Source organism: Enterococcus sp. XAF26B05_ASV22, from assembly GCF_056727285.1.
Genome location: NZ_CM161538.1, coordinates 745,280 through 771,636, shown reverse-complemented (window position 1 = coordinate 771,636; position 26,357 = coordinate 745,280). Strand labels below are relative to the sequence as shown.

Genomic DNA, 26,357 nt, shown 5'->3' with positions numbered 1-26,357 from the left:
AAGTACCATCCTAAACACAAAAAATTGATTATTGCTATTCTATTCCTTTTCAATCGTCGTATCATTCGAAACAAACGTCACAGGCAAAATAATTCTCTTAGGAACTTCTACTCCTTTTATTTTATTCAAGATAGCATCAACTGCTGTAGTTGCCATCAATGGAACAGATTGAGCAATTGTTGACAGTGTATATTTTCTTTCTTGAGCCATTCTTACACCATCAAATCCTATTAACTGAAAATCCTTAGGTGCTGTTTTACCAATTGTTTCTAATGTTTCCAAAACGGTTAATCCCATGAAATCATTGACTGTAAAAATACCGTCAATCGTATCGTTTTCCTTGATAAATCGTAAAATTTGGTCTCGTAAATCTGTGATTGGTTCTGGCATATCCAGCATTTTGAACGGTATCTTTTTGTCTCTGCAATATGCTAAGAACCCTTCTCGCCGATTCACCGTTTCATTTGGAAATGGTGAGAAACCGCCTATATATGCTACGCTTTTACATCCTCGCATGACTAATTCTTTAGCAGCTAACATGCCCCCAGCAAAATTGTCTGAGGTCACATACGTCACGTCTTCTGAAAAATGTCGATCTATACTAACAAACGGTAAATTAGACGATACATATTTATCTACATCAGAATAAGTAATCCCGATGATTCCATCAACTTTATTTTGCTTGACCATTTGAATATATTCATACTCTTTTTCTGGATCACCATCAGCATTGCACAAATAAAGCTTATAGCCTTTTTTACTTAATTCTTCTTCAATGTAATAGGCAAGTTCTGAGAAAAAAGGATGCCAGATTGTTGGAAGAATTAATGCTAACGTATTACTTCGATTTGTTTTTAAAGCTCGAGCATATTCATCAGGTTCGTAAGATAATTCATTGATAGCAGCTTCAACTTTATTTCTAGTAATTTCTTTTACTTTTACACCATTAATGACTCTAGAAACAGTTCCAACTCCCACTCCAGCTAATGCGGCAACATCTTTCATCGTTGCTTTCATCCTATCCCTGCTTTCTTAATACTGATTAAAATTGTAACATATTATGTCAAAAATAGGGAAACGATTCCAAAAAATAGAAGCAAAAATCCTATAATTATTTTCTTATGCAAAATAAGCTATAACTTTATAGTAATCTCAAAATTAGATTTCTACAAAGTTATAACTTAAGATTCTAGAACTAATCTAGATCAACGTTATGATACACTTTTTGAACATCATCTAGCTCTTCTAAAACATCGATCATTCGTTCAAATTGCTCTAAATCTTCTCCCGTTAATTCCACGTCATTTTGTGCAATCATCTCTAATTCTGCTACGGAGAATTCTTCGATCCCTTTTTCTTTTAGCACTTCTTGCACTGCATGTAAATCTTCCGGCTCTGTATAAACGATGATTTGACCTTCTTCTTCGGTTACATCACGAACATCGATCTCTTTTTCCATCAAATATTCAAGGATTTCATCTGCATCATCGCCTGCAAATCCAATCACACCTGTATGATCGAACATATAGGCTACAGCACCGCTGACACCCATATTACCGCCGTTTTTACCAAATGCAGCACGGACATCTGAAGCAGTACGATTTACATTATTTGTCAAAGCATCTACGATGACCATTGAACCGTTTGGCCCAAATCCTTCATAACGCAACTCAGAATATTGCTCATCACCAGAACCTTTGGCTTTTTCGATTGCTCGATCGATGATATGTTTTGGAACATTATATGTTTTTGCGCGCTCGATAACAAACCGTAATTTCTGATTTGCTTGAGGGTCAGGATCACCCGATTTCGCTGCTACGTAAATTTCAATACCGAATTTTGCATAAACTCGACTGTTATTTGCGTCTTTGGCAGCTTTTTCTCTTTAATATTTGCCCACTTACGACCCATATTCTCACTTCGCTTTCATTCATTAGTATTTTTTTGATTGTATTGCCTTTCTTATTATACTTGGCAAATGAACTTTTGTTAAGTGTTTTTTGCTTTTAAGAGATACGAATTGGAAAACGACCAAAACTTTGTTCTAAAATGCGATGATCGCCTAACTGATAAACCTGGTTGCTGCGAATATCTACCGCTAATTTAGAATTTAAATTCTTGGACACTTTTGTAATTAGTGGTAAAGCAAGATCCTTCTTTTTTTCTCGCAAATAACGCTGACCTTTTTCAGTGAAACCAAGGACTTGTATAAAACTATGGTTCCAAGAATTTTCTATTTCCTGCTGTGTTACATTATTTAAACTGTACGTCGCTAATCGTTGTAATCGTGTCCAAGTATAGCGCTTTGTTTTTGCTTTTTCCATAAAAGCTTGAAAAGAATCAGAAGTTTTAGCAGCTTCTTGTAGGCGATACTCGATGCCCTCTTTCATTTGATAAATCGCTTTTAATTCTATAATCGAACTACTAATCAACTTGTATTTTAATAGCGGCCAATACGTTTCCCAAGAGACAGTCGCTGAATTCACTAAATCTATTGCCACTTGTGTTGGTAGCACTTGCCGGATTTGATCTAATTCATCAGAGAAAACCGCCTTTCGGATTGCAGTAGCGCTAGCAAAATTCTGATATATAGTAGTATCATGATACCCTGCTTGTTCTCTTTTTAACGGATACAACATCATCGGCTTTTCATACGTTGCATTTTCTTTGGCATAACTTAAGCCTAAAATGTGATTGGGAGAAGAAAAATCTAACCCATTTTTTGGATACAGCTTACGAAAAACTTCTGTCATTTGTTGTGGATAACTCAATCCATTGTTTTTAATTTGTTGATAAGCTTCGTCGATTTTTGTCTGATTCTTGTTCACAAACTCCCCAAACAACTTATAATCCATCTCTGCGTGGTTGTCTGTACCAAAACATAGTGCATCACACTGTAAAGCTTGAAGTAGCTTGACTCCGCCTGCAGCAAAATAATCTGCTGATTGTACAGCATATGCAAAGGGCAATTCAATAACTAAATCAACACCATGATTTAATGCTTCTTCGGCCCGTGTCCATTTGTCAATAATAGCAGGTTCACCTCGTTGTAAAAAGTTCCCACTCATCACAGCAATCACTACCTCTGCTCCACTCATTTCTCGCGCCATTTTCGCATGGTAGTGATGTCCGTTATGAAAAGGATTGTATTCCACAATAATACCGCAACTTTTCATTTTGATTCTCCTTCATTCAGATCATTTCTATTAGAACTCCATCATACCATGTTTAATTTATTACTGAAACCAAAGAAAAATAAGCAAGCAACACTTTTAAAAGTTCTGCTTACTTATCTTTTAACCTATTTTTTACAAACGAAAAACCAACGCTTACTTTCTTCTGTAGGTGCAGTGTCTGCGAAATCAGCGTAGACTTCAACATTCATGAACCCTGCACTCTCTAGCATCATTAAATAGTTTTCCATTGTATATGTCCGTTCTTGATGTAGTTCATCTTGACGGATAAATACTTCATCATTTTCTTGTTCTTTTACAAAGAACGTTAGAAAATGTTCAATACTATGTTCTTTCTCACCAGGATAACTATCCCATAAAAAGGCAAATTCTTCTGTTTGGTAATGATAACTGTATTCTGGAAATACTTTGTCTACTTGGTAAACCGAATGGACATCAAAAATAAAGACCCCATCTTCTTCTAGCGCTTGATAGACATCGTCAAATACTTGTTGAACTTCTTGACGGTTTGACATGTAGCATAGCGAATCTGAAAAACAAGTAATCGCATGATATTGACCCATTTCTGATAAATCCATCATGTTACCTTGAACAAACTGAACATAAACTTCCTCTTCAGCAGCTCGTTTGCTGGCCATCATCAACATTTCTTCAGATAAATCCAATGCGGTTACGGTAAACCCTGCTTTGGCGAAATTCACAGCTAACGCACCAGTCCCACAAGCCATTTCTAAAACATCCATTTTTCCTTCTGGCAAATGACGTTTTGAAAATGCTAGCCATTGATCATAGAGACTATCATCCATTACTTCGTCGTAAACAAAAGCAAATGTTTCATATGTCATATTACTCGACCCAAGCGTGTAGATCGACCATTGGAGCATCTGACCAAAGTTTTTCTAAATTGTAAAATCCACGTTCCGCTGATTGGAAGACATGAACAATGATATCACCTAAGTCGATCAATACCCACTTACCGCCATCTTTTCCTTCAATTCGTTTTACTTCTACATCTGCTTCTTCTTCTTTTTCAATAATTTCTTCCACGATGGCATTGATTTGACGTTCACTTGTTGCTTGGCAAATCATAAAGTAATCTGCTAAAAGTGATATTTCATGCACATCTAAAGCCACAATTTCCTCTGCTCGTTTTGAATCAGCTGCTTTTACAGCGATTTCTAAAATCTGTTGACTATCTATGATGGTTTCCTCCTATTATTAAATTTAATTTTTGTTTTTGATGCTGAAAGAGTTCTAACAGTGATGAACGAGCTCAATCAGCTTTTCTTTGAGCTAGTTTCTCAAAGTAGCTTTTCTAGCTACCCAGTAATTATATGTCTCAATTGTTTTGGGATAAATTTTTTGTTCTTTTTCAATAAGATGTAACAATGTATGTTTTGTTTCATATGCAACGGTTTCATCTAAATCGACTAAAGCCAATTCACGTGCTTCATTTACACCAGGAAAATTACGGCCTGGTTCGATGTAATCTGCAACATAAATGATTTTATCCAGCAAGCTCATTTTAGCTGCACCTGTCGTATGCAGACGAATCGCTTCTAAAATCTCTTCGTCCTCTATGCCTAGTTCTCGTTGAACCATGCTTGCACCAACAAGTCCGTGCCAAATTGCATTCCCATAATTCAATAAATCCTGATCATAGCCATCACGTAGGATAATCATTTCAAACTCTTCATCCGGACGTTCTTTCGCATAATCGTGAGTCAATGCCGCAATACTAGCCTTCTCCTCAGACTCACCGTATTTAGCTGCCAGAGCAATGGCCGTTTCTTCTACGCCTAAAACATGTTGAAACCGGCGCTCACTCATATGCATCTGAACTTCTTGCATCAATTCTTCGCGTTTAAACGATGTATACTTTCCGCTAAAATCCATCTACATACAGCTCCTTCTCTTCTATATAGTGTATCACACTATCAGGCAATAAGTAGCGCGTAGAACAACCATTTTTAATTTTTTCCCGAATCACTGTTGAGCTGATATCCATTTGGGGAACGTCTACCCAAATAATTGGATAAGGTGTGACCGTTCCATAATGAGGACGCCGAATCCCCACAAAATTAGTTAACGTCATCAATTCATCGATTTTATACCACTTTGGTAAATATTCTACCATGTCTCCGCCAATGATAAAATAGTAATCCGTATCTGGATTGTTTTGCGTTAAAGCTTTCATCGTATCATAGGTATAGCTTTTCCCCTTACGAAACAACTCGATGGGCTCAATCGCTAAATTATGATTATCAGAAATGGCTAATTCCAACATTGCTACTCGATGTTTGCTATCGATCGTCTTTTTTTCATCTATATGAGGCGGTAAATAAGTAGGCATCAAATAGACTTTGTCCAACCCAAGTTGCTGTTGCACTTGGTCGGCCATTACTAAATGAGCCACATGAACTGGATTAAAATTTCCACCTAATATTCCTACCTGTTTACGCTTTTGAAAAAGCTCTGCTTCTTCCACAATTACTTCTGCTTTTAATGCTGCATTCGTATTTGTCCCCATTTTTCTTACCTCCAAGTTTTTAAATTGCTTTAACTTCTTTAGAGATCTTTTGGTATTTTTCGTTAGATGATGGTTTAAATAACACTAATACGCGGCCGATAATTTGAACGATATCGCAATGAATATCTGCTTTTAATGCTTCTGCTACATCTTCAGCTATCTCGTCGGTATTTTGTAATAATGTGACTTTGATCAATTCGCGTTTTTCCAATGCTTCATTGATTTGTACCACCATCGCAGAATTTAAGCCGCCTTTACCAATTTGAAAAATTGGTTGTAAATGGTGCGCTTGACTGCGTAAAAAACGCTTTTGTTTTCCTCTTAAATCCACTAATTTTCCTTCTCTCTGTTCTCACTTATGGTTAAATCAACGCTTTTCTTCTTAAAACATCTACGCCTTTTGGTGCCCAGCCAGCAACGACACCGGGTTCGGTTACCGTGATCCAGCCCAGTCCCGCGAATACGATATCTGTTTTTTCTTTGATCGAAAATTCAAAACGGACTAACTCTGGAAATTCTGCTACTTCATCTGGACGCGGCGGTTGTAATAACCCACCAACATGTTTCTCATAGAAGCCGTCTGCTGTAACCAATTTCGTACGGTGGATCGATAAGTCATTTGACACATAGGCAATAAACGAACTACGTTCCCCTTGAATAAAGTCAAATCGAGCTAAACCACCTAAAAATAGTGTTTGCTCTGGATTCAGCTGATACACTTTTGGTTTGATCTCTTTTTGTGGTGCAATGATTTTTAAATCCTTTTTCCCAAGATAATGTGCCATTTGATGACGATGAATGATTCCTGGTGTGTCAATCAAGAAATGTCCGTCCTCTAAAGGAATTTCGATTTTATCCAATGTTGTACCTGGAAATTGTGATGTTGTGATAACATCTTGAACACCAGCTGTTTGTTTAATGATTTGATTGATTAATGTTGATTTACCAACATTTGTTACACCGACCACATAAACATCTTTACCATCACGATATTTTTCAATCGTTTCAAGTAAATTTTCCATTTCTTGTGGTTTCTTGGCACTAGTTAACAAAACATCGACTGGACGTAACCCTTCTTCATGAGCACGCTCTCTCATCCATTGGACCATTTTTGGTTTCTTCAATGATTTTGGTAGAATATCAACTTTGTTTCCCACCATCAATACTGGATTATCTCCGATAAAACGATGTAAACCAGGAATCAATGAACCGTTAAAATCAAAAATATCAACCACATTTACGATCAGGGCATCTTCTTTGCCCAATTCATTTAACAGACGTAAAAAATCATCATCTGTCAATTGAACATCTTGAATGTCATTATAGTGTCTTAAACGAAAACAGCGTTGGCAATACACTTCCCCTGTCTCCATCCCTTTTTCAAAAGCAGCCTTTGGCGTGTAGCCTAGTTCATCGGGCTGATCTGTTTGAATGATTGCACCGCAACCGATACAATGAATTGCTTCTTGCTCACTCATTCTAGTCCGCCTTTCCATACCATATCTGGATGTTTCTTCGCTAAATGCTTCATGATTTTTCGCTCAAAGAATCGATTGATTCTTGTATTCCAACCATCCGTATCAACAATTGGACGCACTAAAATATTTCTGATTCCTGCAGCATTTGCCCCCCGAATATCCGTCATGATCTGATCACCGACCATTACTAATTCTTCTGGCTTCATATTCAGTTTTTTTTCAGCTTCTCTAAATCCTCTTGTCGAAGGTTTCAACGCTCTAGAAACATACTCAAGATCAAATTTCTCTACTGCACGTTTTATGCGGCTAGATTTATTATTTGAAACGACCACAACAGGAATCCCGGCATTTTTCATTTCCAGAATCCATGTCAGCAATTCTTCGGTTCCATCTGGGTTATCCCACGCAATCAATGTATTGTCCAAATCGGTCAACACAGCTTTGATCCCTAATTTTTTTAATTGGTTTGGCGTTATTTTATAAATCGCATCAACCATCCAAGTTGGTTTAAATTTTGAAAACATAGTAACTCCTCTCATCTCCACGATGAACTTTTTCATAGTGAAAGGAGTACTAAGCTAGCACTCCTCCAATTTGTATTATACTGCATTTCCTTAAAAATTTCTATAAATGCTTATCATAAGTTTTCATAAGACTCAATAATGATTAAATAATCGAGATTACATGGTTTTGTCTTTCCACTGTTTTTCATGGTAAACTTTTTCATACAAATAAAAGAGAAAATTGAATGCCCGTCAAAATAGAACAATCATTCGTCAATCTTTTTGTTCTCGAAAAAAAAACAACGATACCGCTTTATAAAAAATCTTTGATACAACGTGAATAGAATTAACACACAGACCAAATAAAATCCGCATGTTTTAGTATTTGAAAAGGTCTATTTGCATTAACCAATGAAAAAACCTGAAAATGGTGGAAAATCACCTTTAATTTAGGGGTGACATCATAGTATATAAAGTTTATTCACAATAAAAAAGATAGGAACATAGCTCTTAGAGTCATGTCCCTATCTTATATAAAGTGAAAAGAGAAGCGACAGCTTTGTTACACTTCGATCACATCGAATTCTAAGTACTAAAATTTGATGGCTTCAAAAACAAACTGAAATTGACTGGAATCCCTCAAAAGCAAAGAAACAATCCCACCATTTTGTTGAATTCCCTCTTATTACATTAGAAGTTCACGGAGTACGAGTTGTTATTATACAGTACCTACCGTACTTCATTCCACTCTCTTTTTTATCCTTGATTAATATTTACGGAAACGTTGGTAACGATTTTCTAACAGCACATTTGTTTCTAATTTAGATAGCTCAGAGAACTTACTAATAAGTGCTTTTTGGATCATCCGATTGATTTTCGATTGTTCTAAGACTTCGCCATTCATTTCTTCTGGAATCACTCGATCAATAATCGTTAATTCTTTTAATTCTGTCGCTGTAATTTTCATTAGTTCTGCTGCTTCTTTAGCGCGACTGCCGTCTTTCCATAAAATCGATGCAAATCCTTCAGGTGAAAGGACAGCATAAATCGTGTGCTCTAGCATCCAAACTTCGTCACCTACTGCAAGTGCTAATGCACCGCCGCTTCCGCCTTCACCAATAATAATTGCAATAATTGGAACGCTCAAATCAGACATCTCGATCAAATTTCTTGCAATTGCCTCACCTTCACCACGTTCTTCTGCCTCAATACCACAATACGCTCCTGCTGTATTGATAAATGTTACCACTGGACGTCCAAATTTTTCTGCTTGTTTCATTAACCTTAAAGCTTTACGATACCCTTCTGGATGAGGAGCACCAAAATTTCGTTCGATATTCTCTGGTAAATTACGCCCTTTTTGAATGCCAACAACCGTTACTGGTTTTTCTTCCAATGTTGCAATGCCACCAACAATTGCCAGGTCATCACCAAAGTATCGATCACCATGAAATTCCATAAAATCATCAAAAATTGCTGCAATATATTCTAAAGTAGTATACCGATCCTGTGCTCGAGCTAAGGTGACAACATCATTGGCTGTTTTTTCCATCGCTATTTCCACCCTTTCATCGTGTGAATCTTTATTAATTTACTAAGTGTTTCTTGCAACTGATTTCTAGGAACAATTTTATCAACAAAACCATGATCTAATAAGAACTCTGCTTTTTGAAAATCATCTGGCAGCTCTTGACGGATCGTTTGCTCGATCACGCGACGCCCAGCAAAACCAATCAAACTTTGCGGTTCGGCTATTACAACATCGCCATCCATAGCGAAACTAGCAGTAACACCACCTGTTGTTGGATCAGTCAACACAGTAACATAAAGTAATCCAGCGTTGCTGTGACGTTTCAACGCACCAGAAATTTTCGCCATTTGCATTAAAGAAAAAATACCTTCTTGCATTCTAGCTCCACCTGAGGCGGTAAAAATAATCACTGGTAACTGTTGTTCTGTTGCTCGTTCAAACAATCGAGTAATTTTTTCACCTACAACAGTGCCCATACTACCCATAATAAAATTAGCATCCATTACACCAATACCAATTTCTTGCCCGTCGATTTTGGCTTTTCCAGTTAAAACAGCTTCATGTAATTCTGTTTTTTCCTGCATCTTAGTAATTTTATCTAAATAATCAGGAAAGTCTAATGGATCTTTCGTAATCAAATCTGTATCCCATTCTTCAAAACTTTTCTCATCTACCGTCAATGCTAGACGCTCCCAAGCACCAATCCTAAAGCTATAACCGCAATAAGGACAGACTTTTTCTGCCCCCATGTCTTTTGTATATAAGGTGCGTTTACAACAAGGACACTTCGCCCACATATTATCTGGAACTGCAGGTTTTTTTACAGAAGATTGGTCGCCCGCGCGATTCGGATTGATTCGAATGTAGTTTTTCTTTTTAAATAAAGCCATACACCTGCTCCTTTTTAATTATCGCTTTCTGGTTCCCAATTTGGTAAAAACGTTTCTTGTAAAAAGCTCGTATCATAATCGCCAGCCAATACACTTTTATGTGTAATTAAATCTAGTTGAAATTCCGAATTTGTGATGATACCATCCGTTACGATTTCATTAAGCGCCCGCTGCATTTTCATCAACGCATCCATTCGATCATTTCCATGAACGATTACTTTAGCGATCATCGAATCATAAAAGGGTGGAATCGTATAACCAGAATACATAGCACTATCCACTCTTAATCCCATTCCGCCGCTTGGAAGCAACAAATTGTTGATTTTTCCAGGAGAAGGAGCAAAATTAAACGCAGGATTTTCAGCATTGATTCGACATTCAATTGCATGCCCTGTGATTTTAATATCTTCTTGTGTATAAGGTAATTCTTCACCAGATGCAACTTTTAACTGTGCTTTAACAAGATCGATCCCCGTAACCATTTCTGTAACAGGATGTTCCACCTGAATTCGAGTATTCATTTCCATAAAGTAAAATTCACCCGATTGATCCATTAAAAATTCAATGGTTCCTGCGTTCTCATAGTGGACTGCTTTCGCTGCACGTACTGCTGTTTCACCAAGTAACTGACGTTTTTCAGGTGAGATTGCAATCGAAGGTGACTCCTCTAAAACTTTTTGATTATTCCGTTGTAACGAACAATCACGTTCTCCTAAATGAATCACATGACCATATTGGTCACCTAAAATTTGCACTTCGATATGACGTGCTGGATAGATAATCTTTTCTAAATACATATCATCATTACCAAATGCCGCTTTTGCTTCTTGCTGTGCTGAAGTGAAATGTTGAGGTAATTCTTCTTTACTCATCACTTTGCGAATTCCTTTACCACCGCCACCAGCAGCAGCCTTTAACATAACTGGATATCCAATATTATCAGCAATCGTCAACGCTTCTTCAACAGAACTAATCACACCAGTACTTCCAGGGATAACCGGAACATTCGCTTCTTGCATCAATTCACGTGCGTTGATTTTATTCCCCATCGCATCAATTGTTGCTGCCTTCGGACCAATAAAAGTAATATTACACTCTTCACACATTGCTGCAAACTGGCTGTTTTCTGATAAAAAACCAAAACCGGGATGGATTGCTTCAGCATTAGTAACGATTGCTGCACTTAGCACACTCTGTACATTTAAATATGAATCAGCCGCTTTCACTGGTCCGATACAAATCGCTTCATCTGCAAGCTGTGTGTGTAACGCTTCTTTATCTGCTTCTGAGTATACCGCAACAGTTTGTACCCCTAATTCACGACATGCTCGAATGATTCGAACTGCTATTTCTCCTCTATTTGCAATTAAAACTTTTGAAAACATAGCTCACCTATCCAATCATAAAGGTCAATTCTGCTTCCGCTACTTTTTTCCCATTCACAGTCGCAGTTCCTTTGCCGATGCCGGCTATTGATTTTACTTTCATAATTTCTACTTCTAACAGCAACGTATCACCTGGAACAACTTTTTGTCTAAACTTGGCTTTATCGATCCCACCAAAATAGGCTGTCTTGCCTTTAAAATCAGGCATCGACAATAACGCCACAGCGCCCGCTTGCGCCAATGCTTCAAGAATCAGAACACCTGGCATAACAGGCTCACCTGGAAAATGTCCTTGAAAAAATGGTTCATTGATCGTAACATTTTTCTTTGCAATAACTTTTTCCCCAACTACGATTTCTTCCACAGTATCCAATAATAAGAAAGGATAACGATGAGGAATAATGGCTTTGATCTCTTCAATATTCATAGCGACACTCCTTATTTGTTTTGGTTGTCTTTCTACATCAAATTTGAATTTAAGAAATAGCGACACGGAATAATGGTTGATTAAATTCCACAACATCTTCATTTTTTATCAAAACTTCCGTGATGACACCGTCTACCGTTGCAGTGATTTCATTCATCAGTTTCATCGCTTCTACAATACAAACGACGTCCCCTTTTTTCACAGAATCACCAACTTGTTTGAAGTTTTCTTTATCCGGAGCTGGTTTTAAATACACAACGCCCACGATTGGAGATATGATTTCTTCTGAATTTTCTGGTTTTACTTCTGCCATTACTGTTTCATTAACCGTTTCTTTTACTTCAATTGTTTGGCTCGCAACTTCTGTTGTCTCTTGATTCGTTGCATTATTGTTAGTTGCTTGTTTTGTTTCATCAGAAGATGATTTTTGCGTCACTTTATTTTTATTCATATAAAGACCAAAGGAACCTTCTTTAAGATCAAATTCCGTTAGTGTTGATTGGTCAAACTGCGTTAATAATTCTTTCACTTCATTGATATTCATTTTAATCCTCCCAACGTTTTAAACAAAGTACTGCATTGTGACCACCAAAGCCGAAAGAATTTGTTAAAGCATAATCAAATTCATGTTTTTGACTTTCATTTGTAACAATATTTATTTCAATTGCTTCATCAAGTTGATCAACATTGATTGTTGGTGGAATAAATTGATGTTGTAATGCATTTAATGTTGCAATTGCTTCAATACCCCCAGTTGCGCCCAAAGCGTGCCCCGTCATACTCTTTGTACTACTGACACGGACCTTTTGAGCAGTTTCGCCTAGAGCAGTTTGAATGGCTTTCGTTTCTGCAACATCATTGGATGGTGTACTTGTGCCATGGGCATTAATATAACCAATTTTATCAGTGTCAATAGCGGCTTCTTCAATCGCTAATTTCATCGCTTTAGCAGCGCCACTCCCATCAGGTCTTGGTGATGTCATATGATAAGCGTCACAGTTCGAACCATATCCAACGATTTCTCCTAAAATTTTAGCCCCTCTTTTTTGAGCGTGTTCTAAAGATTCCAGCACTAAAATTCCAGCACCTTCCCCCATCACAAAACCACTACGGTCTTTGTCAAAAGGAATCGACCCTCTCTTCGGGTCTTCCTCAGAAGTAACTGCTGTTAATGAAGCAAAACCTGCAATCCCGATTTCAGTGATAGAAGCTTCGGTTCCACCTGCTAATAGTACATCTGAATAACCGTGTTTAATATTTCTAAACGCTTCACCGATCGAATTATTCGCCGTAGCACAAGCTGTGACCGTTGCCGTACAGGTACCTCTTGCTCCCACACGTAGAGCGATATTACCAGCCGCCATATTTCCAATTGCCATCGGGATAAATAAAGGCGCTACTCGCTTAGGTCCTTTTTCACGCATTCGAGTTACTTGATCTTGAATCGTTTGAAGTCCACCAATACCTGAACCTACCATGACACCAAAACGGTCTACATCAATTTGATCCGTATCTAATTTACTCATTTCCATCGCTTCTAATGCTGCATAAATACCAAATAGAGAAAACATGTCCATTCGTTTAGCATCTTTTTTTGCAAAATACTTATCAAAAGGAAAATCTTTTACCTCTGCCGCTAATGTAATGCCTGTTTCACCCGCATCAAATTTAGTAATCGGACCAATTCCATTTTTTCCTACTTGTAAACTTTCTAAAAAGGTTTCTGCGTCATTCCCTATTGGGGATGCTACACCATAACCTGTAATCACTACGCGATTCATTCAACCGCTCCTTTCAAGATTATTCATTAGCCATTCATGACTAAACCACCATCTACATTTAAAACCTGCCCTGTAATATATGGACTTCTTGCTAAAAAGATAGCCGTTTTAGCCACATCCTCCACTTGACCAAACGATTGAAGTGGAATTTGCTGGCTCATTTGTTCTTTTACTTTATCAGATAAAATTTCTGTCATTTCAGTTTCAATAAAACCAGGTGCAATCGCATTACATGTAATTCCTCGTGCAGCAACTTCTCTCGCTACAGATTTTGTTAATCCGATGACTCCAGCTTTACTTGCCGCATAATTTGCTTGACCAATATTTCCCATCAAACCAACAACACTAGACATGTTAATGATACTGCCACTACGTTGTTTCATCATTTTTTTAATTGCATGTTGTGTCATGTTGAATGTTCCAGTTAAATTGATTTGGATACAACGTGTAAAATCTTCTTCTGACATTCTCAACAATAATTTATCGTTCGTAATCCCGGCATTATTAACTAAAATATCGATTGAACCTAAGCCTTCGATTGTACCTTGGATCATTTTACCCGCAGATTCGAAACTTGCGATATCTCCAGAAATACCGATACATTTAACACCAAACGATTCTATTTCAGTAATTAGTTCAGCGCTGATTTCTCCACGCCCATTCAGTACAATATTGGCCCCTTCTTTAGCAAATGCTAAAGCTACAGCTTTCCCTATTCCTCGAGTACTTCCTGTAACAAACACATTTTTTCCTTTGAGTTCCATTCGCTACCTCCCATTTAAAAGAGCTTCAGTTTCAGATAATGTTTTTTCATCTTCGACACGAGCCGTTTTTATTTCTTTGTCAATCTTCTTAATAAAACCAGTCAGTGTTTTACCTGGTCCAACTTCTATAATTGCATCAACATTCATTTTTTCTATCGTTTCGATACTATCAGCAAAACGAACAGCAGACATTACTTGCTTTTCTAATAATACTTTTATTTCTGCTTGCGCCATTACTTGTGCTGTAGTGTTGCTAATCACAGGAATCGTCATTTCTGCAAAATTTATATTTTCTAGTTCAATCGCTAATTTTTCAGCTGCCGGCTTTAAGAGGGCTGTATGAAAAGGACCACTAACTTTTAGCGGAATCATCCGTTTAACACCAGCTTCTGTTAACAAGTCTACCGCCTTATCAACTGCAGGTGTCTCACCGCCAATTACAATTTGTTGAGGTGTATTATAATTTGCGGGCGAAACGATTCCAAGGTCACTTGCCTTTTGACAACACGCTTCGATTAAGGATCGTTCAGCATTCATCACCGCAACCATTTTCCCAGTACCAGAAGGGGCAGCCTCCGTCATAAGCTTTCCTCTTTTTTCAACAAGTTGAACAGCTTCTTTAAAGGTAATCGCTCCACTTGCAACTAGCGCACTGTATTCACCTAAGCTAAGACCTGCCACAACATCAGGCTGATACCCTTTAGCTTGCAACAAACGATAAAAGGCAATACTAACTGTTAAAATCGCTGGTTGTGTGTACATCGTCTCGTTTAATCGATCATTTTCAGTAAAGCAAAGCTCTGCCATATCGTAACCTAGAGCATCACTAGCTTCTTGAAATGTTTCTTGAATAATATTTTCTTGATCAAATAATTCTTTGCCCATCCCAATATACTGAGCGCCTTGTCCACTAAATACAAAAGCTGTTTTCATTACGTTACTCCCTTACTTTAAAAGCTGAACGAGCTCGTTTAGTTCTGACTGGAAAATAGGAAAATTTGACTGTGATGTTCTTTATCACATTCGATTTTTATCTTTTTCCCTAAGAACTAGCTCGTGAAGCTAGATAGATTAAAAGCTGAACGAGCTAGTTTAGCTCTGACTGAAAAATAGGAAAAATTGACTGTGATGTTCTTTATCACATTCGATTTTTATCTTCTTCCCTAAGAACTAGCTCGTGAAGCTAGATAGATTAAAAGCTGAACGAGCCGTTTAGTCTCGACTGAAAAATAGGGAAATGTGTTTGTGACGTTCCTTGTCACATGCATATTTCATCTTTTTTCGGAGAGACTGGATCATAAAGCTAGATAAATTAAAAGCTGAGTGGGTTCACTTAGCATCAATGAAAAATAGGAAAACTTAAATGTGATGCACTTTATCACACTTAAGTTTTGTCTTTTTCTGAAAGATCTTCAATTCTTAAAGTTTTAGCTCTTAGTAATTGATAAGATCGATGTAGAATCGTTGTGTTCCACAAACTTAGATATATTTATCGTTTATTGACAAAAGATTCTGTGCTACAACCATCGACTACATTCAGCAGCCATGACTTCTTTTGTCTCACTAATATAGGATTCAATAATTTCTTTTGCTGTTTCTTCTTTTGTTACAAGACCTGCGATTTGTCCTGCCATGATCGAGCCATGATCTACATCGCCCTCTACAACTGCTTTTCGCAAAGCCCCTTGCCCTAATTCATCAAATTGCACAAGATCTGGATTAGCCTTTTTTAATTCGATTTTCTCTAATCGATCATATTCATTGGTCAACTTATTTTTGATTGCCCTTACTGGATGTCCAAAATGTTGACAAGTAACTGTCGTATCAATGTCTGTCGCTTTAATAATTCTGGCTTTATAATTTTCATGTACAGTACATTCTTTTGCAACTAAAAATCGTGTGCCAACTTGGACCGCATCTGCTCCTAACATCAATACAGCTGCCATACCACGACCATCACCGATGCCACCCGCAGCAATCACAGGAATTGTTAATGCATCTACAACTTGCGGTACAATACTCATTGTTGTCAATTTACCGATATGTCCTCCAGCTTCCATGCCTTCAACAATGACCGCATCTGCTCCTATTTTTTCCATTCTAGCACCTAGTGCAACAGAAGGAACCACTGGAATCACTTTAATGTTATGTTCTTTAAAACGAGCCATATATTTGCTAGGATTTCCCGCTCCTGTCGTCACGACCGGAACATTCTCTTCACAAACTAAATCTACGATATCCTGTGCAAATGGTGAAAGCAGCATAATGTTGACACCAAAAGGTTTATCTGTGATTTCTTTGATTTTTTTGATTTCAGTTTGAACGACTTCTTTAGGTGCATTACCACCTGCAATAATCCCCAGTCCACCAGCTTCAGAAACTGCTCCAGCTAATGAAGCATCTGCAATCCAAGCCATGCCACCTTGAAAAATGGGGTATTCAATTCCGATCAGTTCACCTATCTTTGATTGCATATATTACATCCTTCAAACTATAGAATAATTAGTCAAAAAAGGACTGGAACAAAACTCTGTAAGTTTAGTACCAGCCTTTCTAATTCCAACGAGCGGCATGAAAAAAACCAGGCTCTTCAGCAATTGTTGAGAATCGCACAGAGCCAGGCTCTTCCAACTTTTTTATTTTACCTAATCGCTTTGATTATTATGCTTTTTGTTTTTCTACATAAGTTACTAAATCTTGAACAGTCGTGATGCCGTCTTCAGATTCGATTTTTATGTCGAAAGCATCTTCGATTTCATTGATGATTTGGAATAAATCTAAGCTATCCGCATCTAATTCTTCTTGAATGTTAGTTGTTAATTTTACTTCCTCAGGCTCTTTACCTAATTCTTCTACAATAATTGCTTGAATTTTTTCGAATACCATGTGTATATTCCTCCAATAATTTTCTTTTTTAGTTTATATAGTTACAGTTTTACAGCGTTAAGAGAATCGATCCCCACGTTAAACCGCCGCCGTAGCCTGTTAACACAATTTTTTGATTGGAGCCTAATTCAAGTACTCCTTTTTCTACTGATTCATCCAATAATAGCGGAATGCTCGCAGCAGAGGTGTTACCATTATGTTCCATATTTGTGAGAAATTTATCTCTTGGTACTTTAAGTTTTTTTGATATTTTTTCGATGATTCGTTTGTTTGCTTGGTGTAGCAACAAATAATCTACATCTTCAGCTACGATTTCCCGAATATTGTTTGTCACATCATTCAATGAAAAATCATAAATATCTCTTCCAGTCATTTGTAGATAACTAGAGCTTTCAGATGTGCCCGAATAAAACGGACTCTTGTTTTCCATATAGCCAGAAGTCAATGACGTTGCTCTTTGTCCATCAGCTTGGAGTTTTTCATTTAAAAAATGTTCTTCATCACTTGCTTCCAATAGTACGCCAGCTGCTCCATCACCAAACAATACAGCCGTACTTCGGTCATCCCAATCTAGAACCTTAGATAATGTTTCCCCACCGATGACCATACCAAGTTTTTTTCCAGTACGAATCAATTTTTCACCCATGCTCAAAGCATAGACAAAACCACTACAAGCAGCGCTGATATCAAAAGCAAAAGCTTGATTAGCTGAAATACTTCCTTGAACTAGACAAGCAACTGAAGGTGTACCATAATCTGGTGTCATCGTTGCCACAAGGATAAAATCCAACTCTTCAGCATTCTTTCCAGATTTTGTTAATAACTTTTCAGCTACTTTGATACATAAGTCCGAAGTATTTTCATTCGTAACAATGTTTCTTGAACGTATGCCTGTTCGACTGGAAATCCAATCGTCTGAAGTATCCATCATTGTAGCAAGGCGATCGTTGGATACTGCATTTTCAGGAACATAACGGCTCGTACAAGTTATTTTTGCATGTTGATTCATCTTGGTCCTCACTTTTATTTATATTCCTTTAAGAAATCATGAAGATTCTTCAACGCTTTTAATAAAGCTTGTTCTTCGGCTTTACCCATTCCGTTTAGAATTCTCTTGACCATTTCTCTATGGAAGTGCTGATGAACACGGAAAAGTAGTTTTCCTTTTTTTGTCAAACCTAACTTTACTACTCGACGATCATCTTCACTTCGTATGCGTTCAACATATCCTTTTTTTACAAGATTATTGATTGCTACGGTCAACGTCCCAACGGTAATCGACAATTCTTTAGCAACTTCCGAAGAAGTTTTTTTCTATACATTCCAATTGCTTCAATTGTGTGCATTTCAGTAATGGATAAATCATTGAATTGTGATTTTTTTAATTCAGATTCTTCAATCGTCAAAATATCGTTAAAGACACTGACAAGATAATCATTGACTGTTTCTAAATTAGGTTCCATGTGTGCGCACCATCCATATACTTTGATTATCAAATCATTTGATGTTCAAACTATATCGCAAAAGAAAAAAGATTGCAAGTAAAAAAATCAATATTTTATTTTTCTTAATCAAGAAAGGAACAAAATACGCTATTTTACCTTGATAAATAAGGAGAATTCGAATTATTATTTTTTTTAGTTAAAAAAATTGGGTTGTTGATCCTTATCGTATACTCATCAAATTAGTTGGATTATCAAATTTTTTCTATTTTAATAGTAGTACAAACAAATGATTAACGAAAAATTTTACAATTATAAAAAAATCCTGTGGCGTACACTATATGTACGCCACAGGATTTTTGATAATTGTTATTAATTTTGTTGAATACTTACAGAAATTCACTAATTATTGAATTAAATCATAAATTTCCATCGCAACAATATCAATATTATCAAATTGATAGCTTTGTTGAGAGTCAGTTTCTGTTAATTCAAATGTTTCAGTTGATTTATCGTAAGTTACGATGCATTTTTCTGCACCTTCGCGTTCAAAACGGCGAACTTGAATTTCGTTGTCTGTTGCTTCAGTCATCGCTTCAAGTCGCTTGATAATCGCCACAAGTTGTGAATGTTTCATAATGGGCCTCCCTTTAAAAACTAGTTCTGTACCATTGTATCAAAACATTGTCTTTCTTGCATGATTTTTCGTCATTTTTTTTAATTTTTTTGCTGTTCTTTAATCTTTAGTCATCGGTTGCTTTCCATCTGTCCACCATAACTTGATAAGTGCTTGTGTTCCATCGTTTTCAAATCCTTTATTAGCAAGCTTTTCGTACAAATCTGTAGCTAATTTAGTTGCTGGTAAGTCAAGATTCATTTTCTCAGCTTCATCTAAGGCAATCTTTAAATCTTTTATAAAATGTTTGACAAAAAATCCTGGAGAATAGTTCTCTTTTAATATTCTCGGACTATAGTTACTTAATGACCAATTTGCCGCACTTCCACCAGATAGGGTCTCAATGACCTTATCCAAGTCTAATCCTGCTTTATTTGCATAAACCATCATTTCAGTCATCCCAGTCATTGTTCCAGCAATCATGATTTGGTTTGCCATTTTAGTATGTTGACCTTTTCCTGACTCACCTTGTAATGTAAAAGTTTTCCCGAAGGTTTTAAAAATCGGTAACACTTTCTCATATGCGGCCTGATCCCCACCTACCATGATTGTCAGTGTCCCATTTTTAGCTCCTAAATCGCCCCCAGATACAGGAGCATCTAATGCTATTCCGCCTAATTCATTTGCCTTTACCGCTATCTTTTCAGCCAATGTCGGTGTACTTGTAGTTAAATCAACAATTATCTTATCTGTAATATCTTTTGAAAAAATACCATTTTCATTAAAATAGATTGTCTCGACATCTTTTGGAAATCCGACCATAGTGAATATAATATCACTAGCCTCTGTAATAGCGGCAGGCGTTTCCTGCCAAACAGCACCTTCTTTTATTAATTCATCTGTTTTACTTTTGGTCCGATTATAGACATTTACATTCAAACCTTGTTTTATCATGTTTCTAACGATCGAAGCTCCCATAACCCCTGTTCCAATGAATCCAATTTGTGACATAGTCTTAATCCCCCTAATAATTTTAATAAAAAAACGGGTGTAAGACAAAAGTAAAAATTACTTTTGTTTCACACCCGAGATGCGAATAAACGCTTCAGTTCCAGTCCCTTTTTAACATTTATTTTCTCAAAGATGTAAACTTGACTTTGATTCGTTCAATAGAAGCTGCAGCTTCTTTTTCTATAGTAAGTTGATCATAGTATTTAATCATATCTTCATAAAATTCAAGCATTACATTTCCAAATCGAGTTGCTGATATTTCATAAAGTTTTTCCTTTAAAATAGCTTTATCTGGTGTGATACCTGATTCTACATATTCAATAAATGTCGGGGCAAAATCGACATCAGCTTTAAACGTCCGTCCCAGAGATTCATGATCAAATAAATTATTCAAATAAGCATTGCCCTCAACCACACAAGGAACTCCAGAAGCCATCGCTTCAGTGTATGTCAGCCCTTGTGTTTCTGAAGTTGAAGCACTGACAAAATAATCAGCAGCTTTATAGTAAATAGCTACCTGATCATTCGGCACTTCTCCGACGAATTGGATTTTATCACTTATCCCTAATTCTTCTCCCAAACAACGCAACTTATCAACGTAAGGGCCATCTCCCACAATAACGAAACGAGCACTTGGGAAATGTTCAAAAACAGTTGGTAAACCATTAACGATTGCTTGAATATTTTTTTCATAGGAAATACGACTCAAAGAGAGTAACATGATATTGTCATCATTTAATCCTAATTCATCTCGAAGAGCTTTTTGCATTTCAAGGGTAATATCAGGTCTTTCAAATTTTTGAATGTCAATTCCTGTTGGAATGATTCTCATTGGTGATGTTACGCCATATTCTTTTAATTTGTCAATGACTCTCTCACTTGGACACACTACACCTGTTGTGTGATTCGCAAAGAACCGAGAAAAATATTTCACATGTGTTGGACGTACAACTTTTCCTTTGGCAATATAATGCAAATAATCCTCATACATAGTATGATACGTGTGAATAACAGGAACTTTAAGTTTTTTGCCCACCATTTTACCTAATAATCCCGCACCGAATTCTGTATGCGTGTGAATCAAATCTAAATCCAACTCTTTTGCAATTAGATAAGCATACCACATACCGCGTACTACAATTCTGCGATCCTTGAATGAGACAAAAGGCACACTTGGCATCCGAATAACATCTTCTTCAAATTCTTTTGCATTCGGGTCAGTAGTTGTAAAAATATAAACTTGATGTCCTTTTTGTTCCAATTCATCTTTAAGCGTCTTAATAGATGTTGCAACCCCACTAACTTGGGGGAAATATGTGTCTGTAAAGAAACCAAATTTCACTTTGTTCCCCTCCATTAATTTTGATTTTCATGCTGTATACATTCTTTATTTTTTACTGGATCATTGCTTATCACTTTTTCATAAACTTTTTTTAGCTCATATCCGATTCGTTCAATACTTTTCTCCTTAGCAACTTCAAAACCTGCTTGACATGTATTTTGTATCTTATCTGTAATAAGTCCGTCGATTAAATAAGTGAAGTCTTCGTTGCTCTTTCCCATGTAACAATTCACTTCATTCTCAAGCCAACCTTTATAGACAGGAATATCTCTTACCAAAACTTGTTGTTTGCTGGCTAAAGCCTCTAATATGACAATTCCCTCTGTTTCTTCATAAGAAGGGAAGAAAAAAAGATCAGCAGCTGAATATGCCCCTTCGATTATATCCCCTTTTATATAACCTGGAAACTCCACATTTGCCGGATGGTCTTCTTTTACAATTGTTCTAATTGCTCTAGGAATTGAATACATAGGTGTATGACCAAACCAGATAAAACGATATTCTGGAAATTTTCTAGCCAGTTCAACAAAGTCAGTAATTCCTTTTCTTTCAAAATACAATCCTACACAAATAATCACTTTCTGATTTTCGTTGATTTTAAAATACTCTTTAAATTTTTCTTCTTTTTCTTTAGAACGTTCAAATTTATTTAAATCAATTCCATTTGAAATGGAAGATATTGGAACTGTTATACCATAACCTTCTAATAAAGCCTTAGAATAAGGCGTCGGTGTAATTAAATAATCAGCTTTAGAGTATAAGCTAACTAAGTATTTTTTAACTAGAGGTGAAATTTGATTAGATCCAATAAATGAATTTCTAAAATCTTCCTCTGTTGAGTGTGCATGGTAAATAACTTTTTTTCCCATCTTTTTTGCTTTATTTACCATACTATGGCTATTGATTCCATACGTATTAATGTGTAAGATGTCATAATCTGTGCAATTAGCATCTAATGTATATTCAATCCCAACTTCAGAGAGCGCTCGCTTCTGATGGTCTAACGCTCGTCCAATTCCAGACTTCGCTAATATTTTTTCACCTTCAAAATATAATAAAACCTTCACGTTGCCCCTCCTAGCTTCTTTAAAGCATTATAACATAGGTTAAAAAATCCTCACTCAACCTAAAGTCCTAGTTCCATTATCTTACAAATATTATATCAAAAAATAGCATAAGAAAGCCATTTTTCCGCTAAATAGATCCTTTACATGACAAAACTGTTAGATAGTGATAATCAATTTTACCCGTTTCTATCATTATTTCACCTTTTGTTTATTCTATCAAATAATAAAATTTATTTTACTATAAACTAAAAAAAGAACGAAAACTTATTAAGTCTTCGTTCTTTAACTCCGGCAGTAGGACTCGAACCTACGACATCATGATTAACAGTCATGCGCTACTACCAACTGAGCTATGCCGGAATAATTAGCGTGGCGACGTCCTACTCTCACAAAGGGAAACCCTTCACTACAATCGGCGCTAAGAAGCTTAACTTCTGTGTTCGGCATGGGAACAGGTGTATCCTTCTCGCTATCGCCACCACACTGGGTGTTGTTGCTATTTAGTTGAGTGATTATTCACTCAAAACTGGATTGAAGTAGTAATCAAACATTCCGAAACTCTTTTTTATTTCGTTTTTTTGGTTAAGTCCTCGACCGATTAGTATTGGTCCGCTCCGTACATCACTGCACTTCCACTTCCAACCTATCTACCTGATCATCTCTCAGGGGTCTTACTTTCTTAAAGAAATGGGAAATCTCATCTTGAGGTGGGCTTCACACTTAGATGCTTTCAGCGTTTATCCCTTCCCTACATAGCTACCCAGCAGTGCCCTTGGCAGAACAACTGGTACACCAGCGGTAAGTCCATCCCGGTCCTCTCGTACTAAGGACAGCTCCTCTCAAATTTCCAACGCCCGCGACGGATAGGGACCGAACTGTCTCACGACGTTCTGAACCCAGCTCGCGTGCCGCTTTAATGGGCGAACAGCCCAACCCTTGGGACCGACTACAGCCCCAGGATGCGACGAGCCGACATCGAGGTGCCAAACCTCCCCGTCGATGTGGACTCTTGGGGGAGATAAGCCTGTTATCCCCAGGGTAGCTTTTATCCGTTGAGCGATGGCCCTTCCATGCGGAACCACCGGATCACTAAGCCCGACTTTCGTCCCTGCTCGACTTGTAAGTCTCGCAGTCAAGCTCCCTTCTGCCTTTACACTCTGCGAATGATTTCCAACCATTCTGAGGGAACCTTTGGGCGCCTCCGTTACTCTTTAGGAGGCGACCGCCCCAGTCAAACTGCCCACCTGACACTGTCTCCCACCACGATAAGTGGTGCGGGTTAGAGGGTTCATAACACAAGGGTAGTATCCCACCAGCGCCTCCACCGAAACTAGCGTTCCGGGTTCATCGGCTCCTACCTATCCTGTACATGTGGTACAAACACTCAATATCAAGCTACAGTAAAGCTCCATGGGGTCTTTCCGTCCTGTCGCGGGTAACCTGCATCTTCACAGGTACTAAAATTTCACCGAGTCTCTCGTTGAGACAGTGCCCAAATCGTTACGCCTTTCGTGCGGGTCGGAACTTACCCGACAAGGAATTTCGCTACCTTAGGACCGTTATAGTTACGGCCGCCGTTTACTGGGGCTTCAATTCTGAGCTTCGCCGAAGCTAACCCATCCTCTTAACCTTCCAGCACCGGGCAGGCGTCAGCCCCTATACTTCATCTTTCGATTTTGCAGAGACCTGTGTTTTTGATAAACAGTCGCTTGGGCCTATTCACTGCGGCTGACCGAAGTCAGCACCCCTTCTCCCGAAGTTACGGGGTCATTTTGCCGAGTTCCTTAACGAGAGTTCGCTCGCTCACCTTAGGATACTCTCCTCGACTACCTGTGTCGGTTTACGGTACGGGCAGTTGTTTTCTCACTAGAAGCTTTTCTTGACAGTGTGACATCAGGAACTTCGGTACTATTATTTCCCTCCCCATCACAGCTTGTCCGTATAGAGTAAAGCATTTGACTCTACTCAAGACTTACTGCTTGGACATGCACTTCCAGTCGCATGCATTCCTTAGCCTCCTGCGTCCCTCCATTGCTCAAACAAAAACAACTGGTACAGGAATATCAACCTGTTGTCCATCGCCTACGCCTATCGGCCTCGGCTTAGGTCCCGACTAACCCTGGGCGGACGAGCCTTCCCCAGGAAACCTTAGTCATACGGTGGACGGGATTCTCACCCGTCTTTCGCTACTCATACCGGCATTCTCACTTCTAAGCGCTCCAGCCGTCCTCACGATCGACCTTCAACGCCCTTAGAACGCTCTCCTACCATTACACCAGAGGTGTAATCCACAGCTTCGGTAATATGTTTAGCCCCGGTACATTTTCGGCGCAGGGTCACTCGACTAGTGAGCTATTACGCACTCTTTAAATGGTGGCTGCTTCTGAGCCAACATCCTAGTTGTCTGTGCAACCCCACATCCTTTTCCACTTAACATATATTTTGGGACCTTAGCTGGTGGTCTGGGCTGTTTCCCTTTCGACTACGGATCTTATCACTCGCAGTCTGACTCCCGGATATAAATGAATGGCATTCGGAGTTTATCTGAATTCGGTAACCCGAGATGGGCCCCTAGTCCAAACAGTGCTCTACCTCCATCATTCTTAATTCCGAGGCTAGCCCTAAAGCTATTTCGGAGAGAACCAGCTATCTCCAAGTTCGTTTGGAATTTCTCCGCTACCCACAGCTCATCCCCGCACTTTTCAACGTACGTGGGTTCGGTCCTCCAGTGCGTTTTACCACACCTTCAACCTGGCCATGGGTAGATCACATGGTTTCGGGTCTACGACTACATACTCATTCGCCCTATTCAGACTCGCTTTCGCTGCGGCTCCGGCTCTTCACCTTAACCTCGCATGCAATCGTAACTCGCCGGTTCATTCTACAAAAGGCACGCCATCACCCATTAACGGGCTTTGACTTGTTGTAGGCACACGGTTTCAGGATCTATTTCACTCCCCTTCCGGGGTGCTTTTCACCTTTCCCTCACGGTACTGGTTCACTATCGGTCATTAGGGAGTATTTAGCCTTGCGGGATGGTCCCCGCGGATTCCGACGGAATTTCTCGTGTTCCGCCGTACTCAGGATACTCCTAGGTGTTGCCAACATTTCGTCTACGGGGCTATTACCCACTTTGGCGAACCTTTCCAGGTTCTTCGACTATCTTGACAGACTACCACATCGGAGTCCTACAACCCCAACAAGCAAGCTTGTTGGTTTGGGCTCTTCCCGTTTCGCTCGCCGCTACTCAGGGAATCGAATTTTCTTTCTCTTCCTGCAGGTACTTAGATGTTTCAGTTCTCTGCGTCTACCTCTAACCAGCTATGTATTCACTGGAAAGTAACATCCTATAAAAGATGCTGGGTTTCCCCATTCGGAAATCTCTGGATCATAGCTCACTTACAGCTCCCCAAAGCATATCGGTGTTAGTCCCGTCCTTCATCGGCTCCTAATGCCAAGGCATCCACCGTGCGCCCTTATTCACTTAACCTGATGACCTTGCGGTCAATT

General features: G+C 38.3%; 24 protein-coding genes, 1 tRNA gene, 2 rRNA genes and 2 pseudogenes. All 29 read right to left on the bottom strand.

The features are described 5' to 3' along the window. Positions 1–39: 39 nt before the first annotated feature. Positions 40–1,017, bottom strand: a complete 978-nt coding sequence (locus AC1PU0_RS03880) for a LacI family DNA-binding transcriptional regulator (RefSeq protein ID WP_479998743.1) — start codon at positions 1,015–1,017, stop codon at positions 40–42. A gap of 178 nt (positions 1,018–1,195) precedes the next feature. Next, positions 1,196–1,911: pseudogene (locus AC1PU0_RS03875) on the bottom strand (YebC/PmpR family DNA-binding transcriptional regulator). A 95-nt stretch (positions 1,912–2,006) separates the two neighbouring features. Next, complete coding sequence (locus AC1PU0_RS03870; RefSeq protein ID WP_206849379.1) at positions 2,007–3,176, bottom strand: nucleotidyltransferase; 1,170 nt, start codon at positions 3,174–3,176, stop codon at positions 2,007–2,009. A 125-nt stretch (positions 3,177–3,301) separates the two neighbouring features. After that, entirely contained in the window at positions 3,302–4,039 is a 738-nt protein-coding gene (locus tag AC1PU0_RS03865; RefSeq protein ID WP_069653325.1) for a class I SAM-dependent DNA methyltransferase, read from the bottom strand. A gap of 1 nt (position 4,040) precedes the next feature. Continuing rightward, the gene (rsfS, locus tag AC1PU0_RS03860; protein WP_034682970.1) at positions 4,041–4,379 is read right to left on the bottom strand and encodes a ribosome silencing factor; all 339 of its coding nucleotides are present in this window, start codon (positions 4,377–4,379) and stop codon (positions 4,041–4,043) included. 108 nt (positions 4,380–4,487) lie between these two features. Beyond that, positions 4,488–5,090 (bottom strand): bis(5'-nucleosyl)-tetraphosphatase (symmetrical) YqeK, encoded by a 603-nt coding sequence (gene yqeK, locus AC1PU0_RS03855; RefSeq protein ID WP_479998742.1) that lies wholly within the window; start codon positions 5,088–5,090, stop codon positions 4,488–4,490. After that, on the bottom strand, positions 5,080–5,724 hold the full coding sequence (locus AC1PU0_RS03850) for a nicotinate-nucleotide adenylyltransferase (RefSeq protein ID WP_206849381.1): 645 nt from the start codon (positions 5,722–5,724) through the stop codon (positions 5,080–5,082). Before AC1PU0_RS03850 ends, yqeK begins: the two co-directional genes overlap by 11 nt. Positions 5,725–5,743: 19 nt before the next feature. Then, positions 5,744–6,055, bottom strand: coding sequence for a ribosome assembly RNA-binding protein YhbY (gene yhbY, locus AC1PU0_RS03845; protein ID WP_010773359.1), 312 nt, complete (start codon positions 6,053–6,055; stop codon positions 5,744–5,746). A gap of 31 nt (positions 6,056–6,086) precedes the next feature. Beyond that, a complete protein-coding gene (yqeH, locus tag AC1PU0_RS03840) occupies positions 6,087–7,202 on the bottom strand; it encodes a ribosome biogenesis GTPase YqeH (protein ID WP_069653322.1) in 1,116 nt (371 codons plus the stop codon). Beyond that, positions 7,199–7,726: a YqeG family HAD IIIA-type phosphatase gene (locus AC1PU0_RS03835; RefSeq protein WP_069653321.1), complete on the bottom strand. Its 528-nt coding sequence runs from the start codon at positions 7,724–7,726 to the stop codon at positions 7,199–7,201. The genes yqeH and AC1PU0_RS03835 overlap by 4 nt, the downstream gene beginning before the upstream one ends. A gap of 745 nt (positions 7,727–8,471) precedes the next feature. Further along, complete coding sequence (locus AC1PU0_RS03830) at positions 8,472–9,257, bottom strand: acetyl-CoA carboxylase carboxyl transferase subunit alpha (protein ID WP_479998741.1); 786 nt, start codon at positions 9,255–9,257, stop codon at positions 8,472–8,474. A gap of 2 nt (positions 9,258–9,259) precedes the next feature. Continuing rightward, entirely contained in the window at positions 9,260–10,126 is an 867-nt protein-coding gene (gene accD / locus AC1PU0_RS03825; RefSeq protein ID WP_479998740.1) for an acetyl-CoA carboxylase, carboxyltransferase subunit beta, read from the bottom strand. 14 nt (positions 10,127–10,140) lie between these two features. Next, positions 10,141–11,511, bottom strand: coding sequence for an acetyl-CoA carboxylase biotin carboxylase subunit (locus AC1PU0_RS03820; RefSeq protein WP_206849385.1), 1,371 nt, complete (start codon positions 11,509–11,511; stop codon positions 10,141–10,143). Positions 11,512–11,518: 7 nt separating this feature from the next. Beyond that, positions 11,519–11,938 carry a 3-hydroxyacyl-ACP dehydratase FabZ gene (fabZ, locus tag AC1PU0_RS03815; RefSeq protein ID WP_069653317.1) on the bottom strand — a complete coding sequence of 140 codons (420 nt, stop codon included), beginning with the start codon at positions 11,936–11,938 and terminating at the stop codon, positions 11,519–11,521. A gap of 49 nt (positions 11,939–11,987) precedes the next feature. Beyond that, a complete protein-coding gene (gene accB / locus AC1PU0_RS03810) occupies positions 11,988–12,482 on the bottom strand; it encodes an acetyl-CoA carboxylase biotin carboxyl carrier protein (RefSeq protein WP_430598118.1) in 495 nt (164 codons plus the stop codon). Position 12,483: 1 nt separating this feature from the next. Then, positions 12,484–13,719: a beta-ketoacyl-ACP synthase II gene (fabF, locus tag AC1PU0_RS03805; protein WP_069653315.1), complete on the bottom strand. Its 1,236-nt coding sequence runs from the start codon at positions 13,717–13,719 to the stop codon at positions 12,484–12,486. Between the two features lie 26 nt (positions 13,720–13,745). Then, positions 13,746–14,483 (bottom strand): 3-oxoacyl-[acyl-carrier-protein] reductase, encoded by a 738-nt coding sequence (gene fabG, locus AC1PU0_RS03800; protein WP_206849387.1) that lies wholly within the window; start codon positions 14,481–14,483, stop codon positions 13,746–13,748. A 3-nt stretch (positions 14,484–14,486) separates the two neighbouring features. After that, positions 14,487–15,416 carry an ACP S-malonyltransferase gene (gene fabD, locus AC1PU0_RS03795; RefSeq protein WP_206849388.1) on the bottom strand — a complete coding sequence of 310 codons (930 nt, stop codon included), beginning with the start codon at positions 15,414–15,416 and terminating at the stop codon, positions 14,487–14,489. A 584-nt stretch (positions 15,417–16,000) separates the two neighbouring features. Then, positions 16,001–16,957 carry an enoyl-[acyl-carrier-protein] reductase FabK gene (gene fabK / locus AC1PU0_RS03790; RefSeq protein WP_479998739.1) on the bottom strand — a complete coding sequence of 319 codons (957 nt, stop codon included), beginning with the start codon at positions 16,955–16,957 and terminating at the stop codon, positions 16,001–16,003. Positions 16,958–17,144: 187 nt separating this feature from the next. Then, positions 17,145–17,369: an acyl carrier protein gene (locus AC1PU0_RS03785; protein ID WP_010760445.1), complete on the bottom strand. Its 225-nt coding sequence runs from the start codon at positions 17,367–17,369 to the stop codon at positions 17,145–17,147. Positions 17,370–17,418: 49 nt separating this feature from the next. Further along, the gene (locus AC1PU0_RS03780) at positions 17,419–18,378 is read right to left on the bottom strand and encodes a beta-ketoacyl-ACP synthase III (protein ID WP_069653311.1); all 960 of its coding nucleotides are present in this window, start codon (positions 18,376–18,378) and stop codon (positions 17,419–17,421) included. 14 nt (positions 18,379–18,392) lie between these two features. Beyond that, positions 18,393–18,832 (bottom strand): annotated as a pseudogene (gene fabT / locus AC1PU0_RS03775) (fatty acid biosynthesis transcriptional regulator FabT). A 385-nt stretch (positions 18,833–19,217) separates the two neighbouring features. Next, positions 19,218–19,448, bottom strand: a complete 231-nt coding sequence (locus tag AC1PU0_RS03770) for a YkuJ family protein (protein WP_010760442.1) — start codon at positions 19,446–19,448, stop codon at positions 19,218–19,220. Between the two features lie 99 nt (positions 19,449–19,547). Next, positions 19,548–20,438, bottom strand: coding sequence for an NAD(P)-dependent oxidoreductase (locus tag AC1PU0_RS03765; protein ID WP_069653309.1), 891 nt, complete (start codon positions 20,436–20,438; stop codon positions 19,548–19,550). Positions 20,439–20,556: 118 nt separating this feature from the next. Continuing rightward, positions 20,557–21,780, bottom strand: coding sequence for a glycosyltransferase family 4 protein (locus AC1PU0_RS03760; protein ID WP_069653308.1), 1,224 nt, complete (start codon positions 21,778–21,780; stop codon positions 20,557–20,559). A gap of 14 nt (positions 21,781–21,794) precedes the next feature. Continuing rightward, complete coding sequence (locus AC1PU0_RS03755; RefSeq protein ID WP_206849389.1) at positions 21,795–22,847, bottom strand: LTA glycolipid anchor biosynthesis glycosyltransferase, IagA/BgsA family; 1,053 nt, start codon at positions 22,845–22,847, stop codon at positions 21,795–21,797. A 286-nt stretch (positions 22,848–23,133) separates the two neighbouring features. Continuing rightward, positions 23,134–23,207, bottom strand: a tRNA-Asn gene (locus tag AC1PU0_RS03750). A gap of 7 nt (positions 23,208–23,214) precedes the next feature. Continuing rightward, positions 23,215–23,330: ribosomal RNA gene (gene rrf, locus AC1PU0_RS03745) — 5S ribosomal RNA — on the bottom strand. Positions 23,331–23,425: 95 nt separating this feature from the next. Beyond that, positions 23,426–26,337: ribosomal RNA gene (locus AC1PU0_RS03740) — 23S ribosomal RNA — on the bottom strand. Positions 26,338–26,357 lie beyond the last annotated feature (20 nt).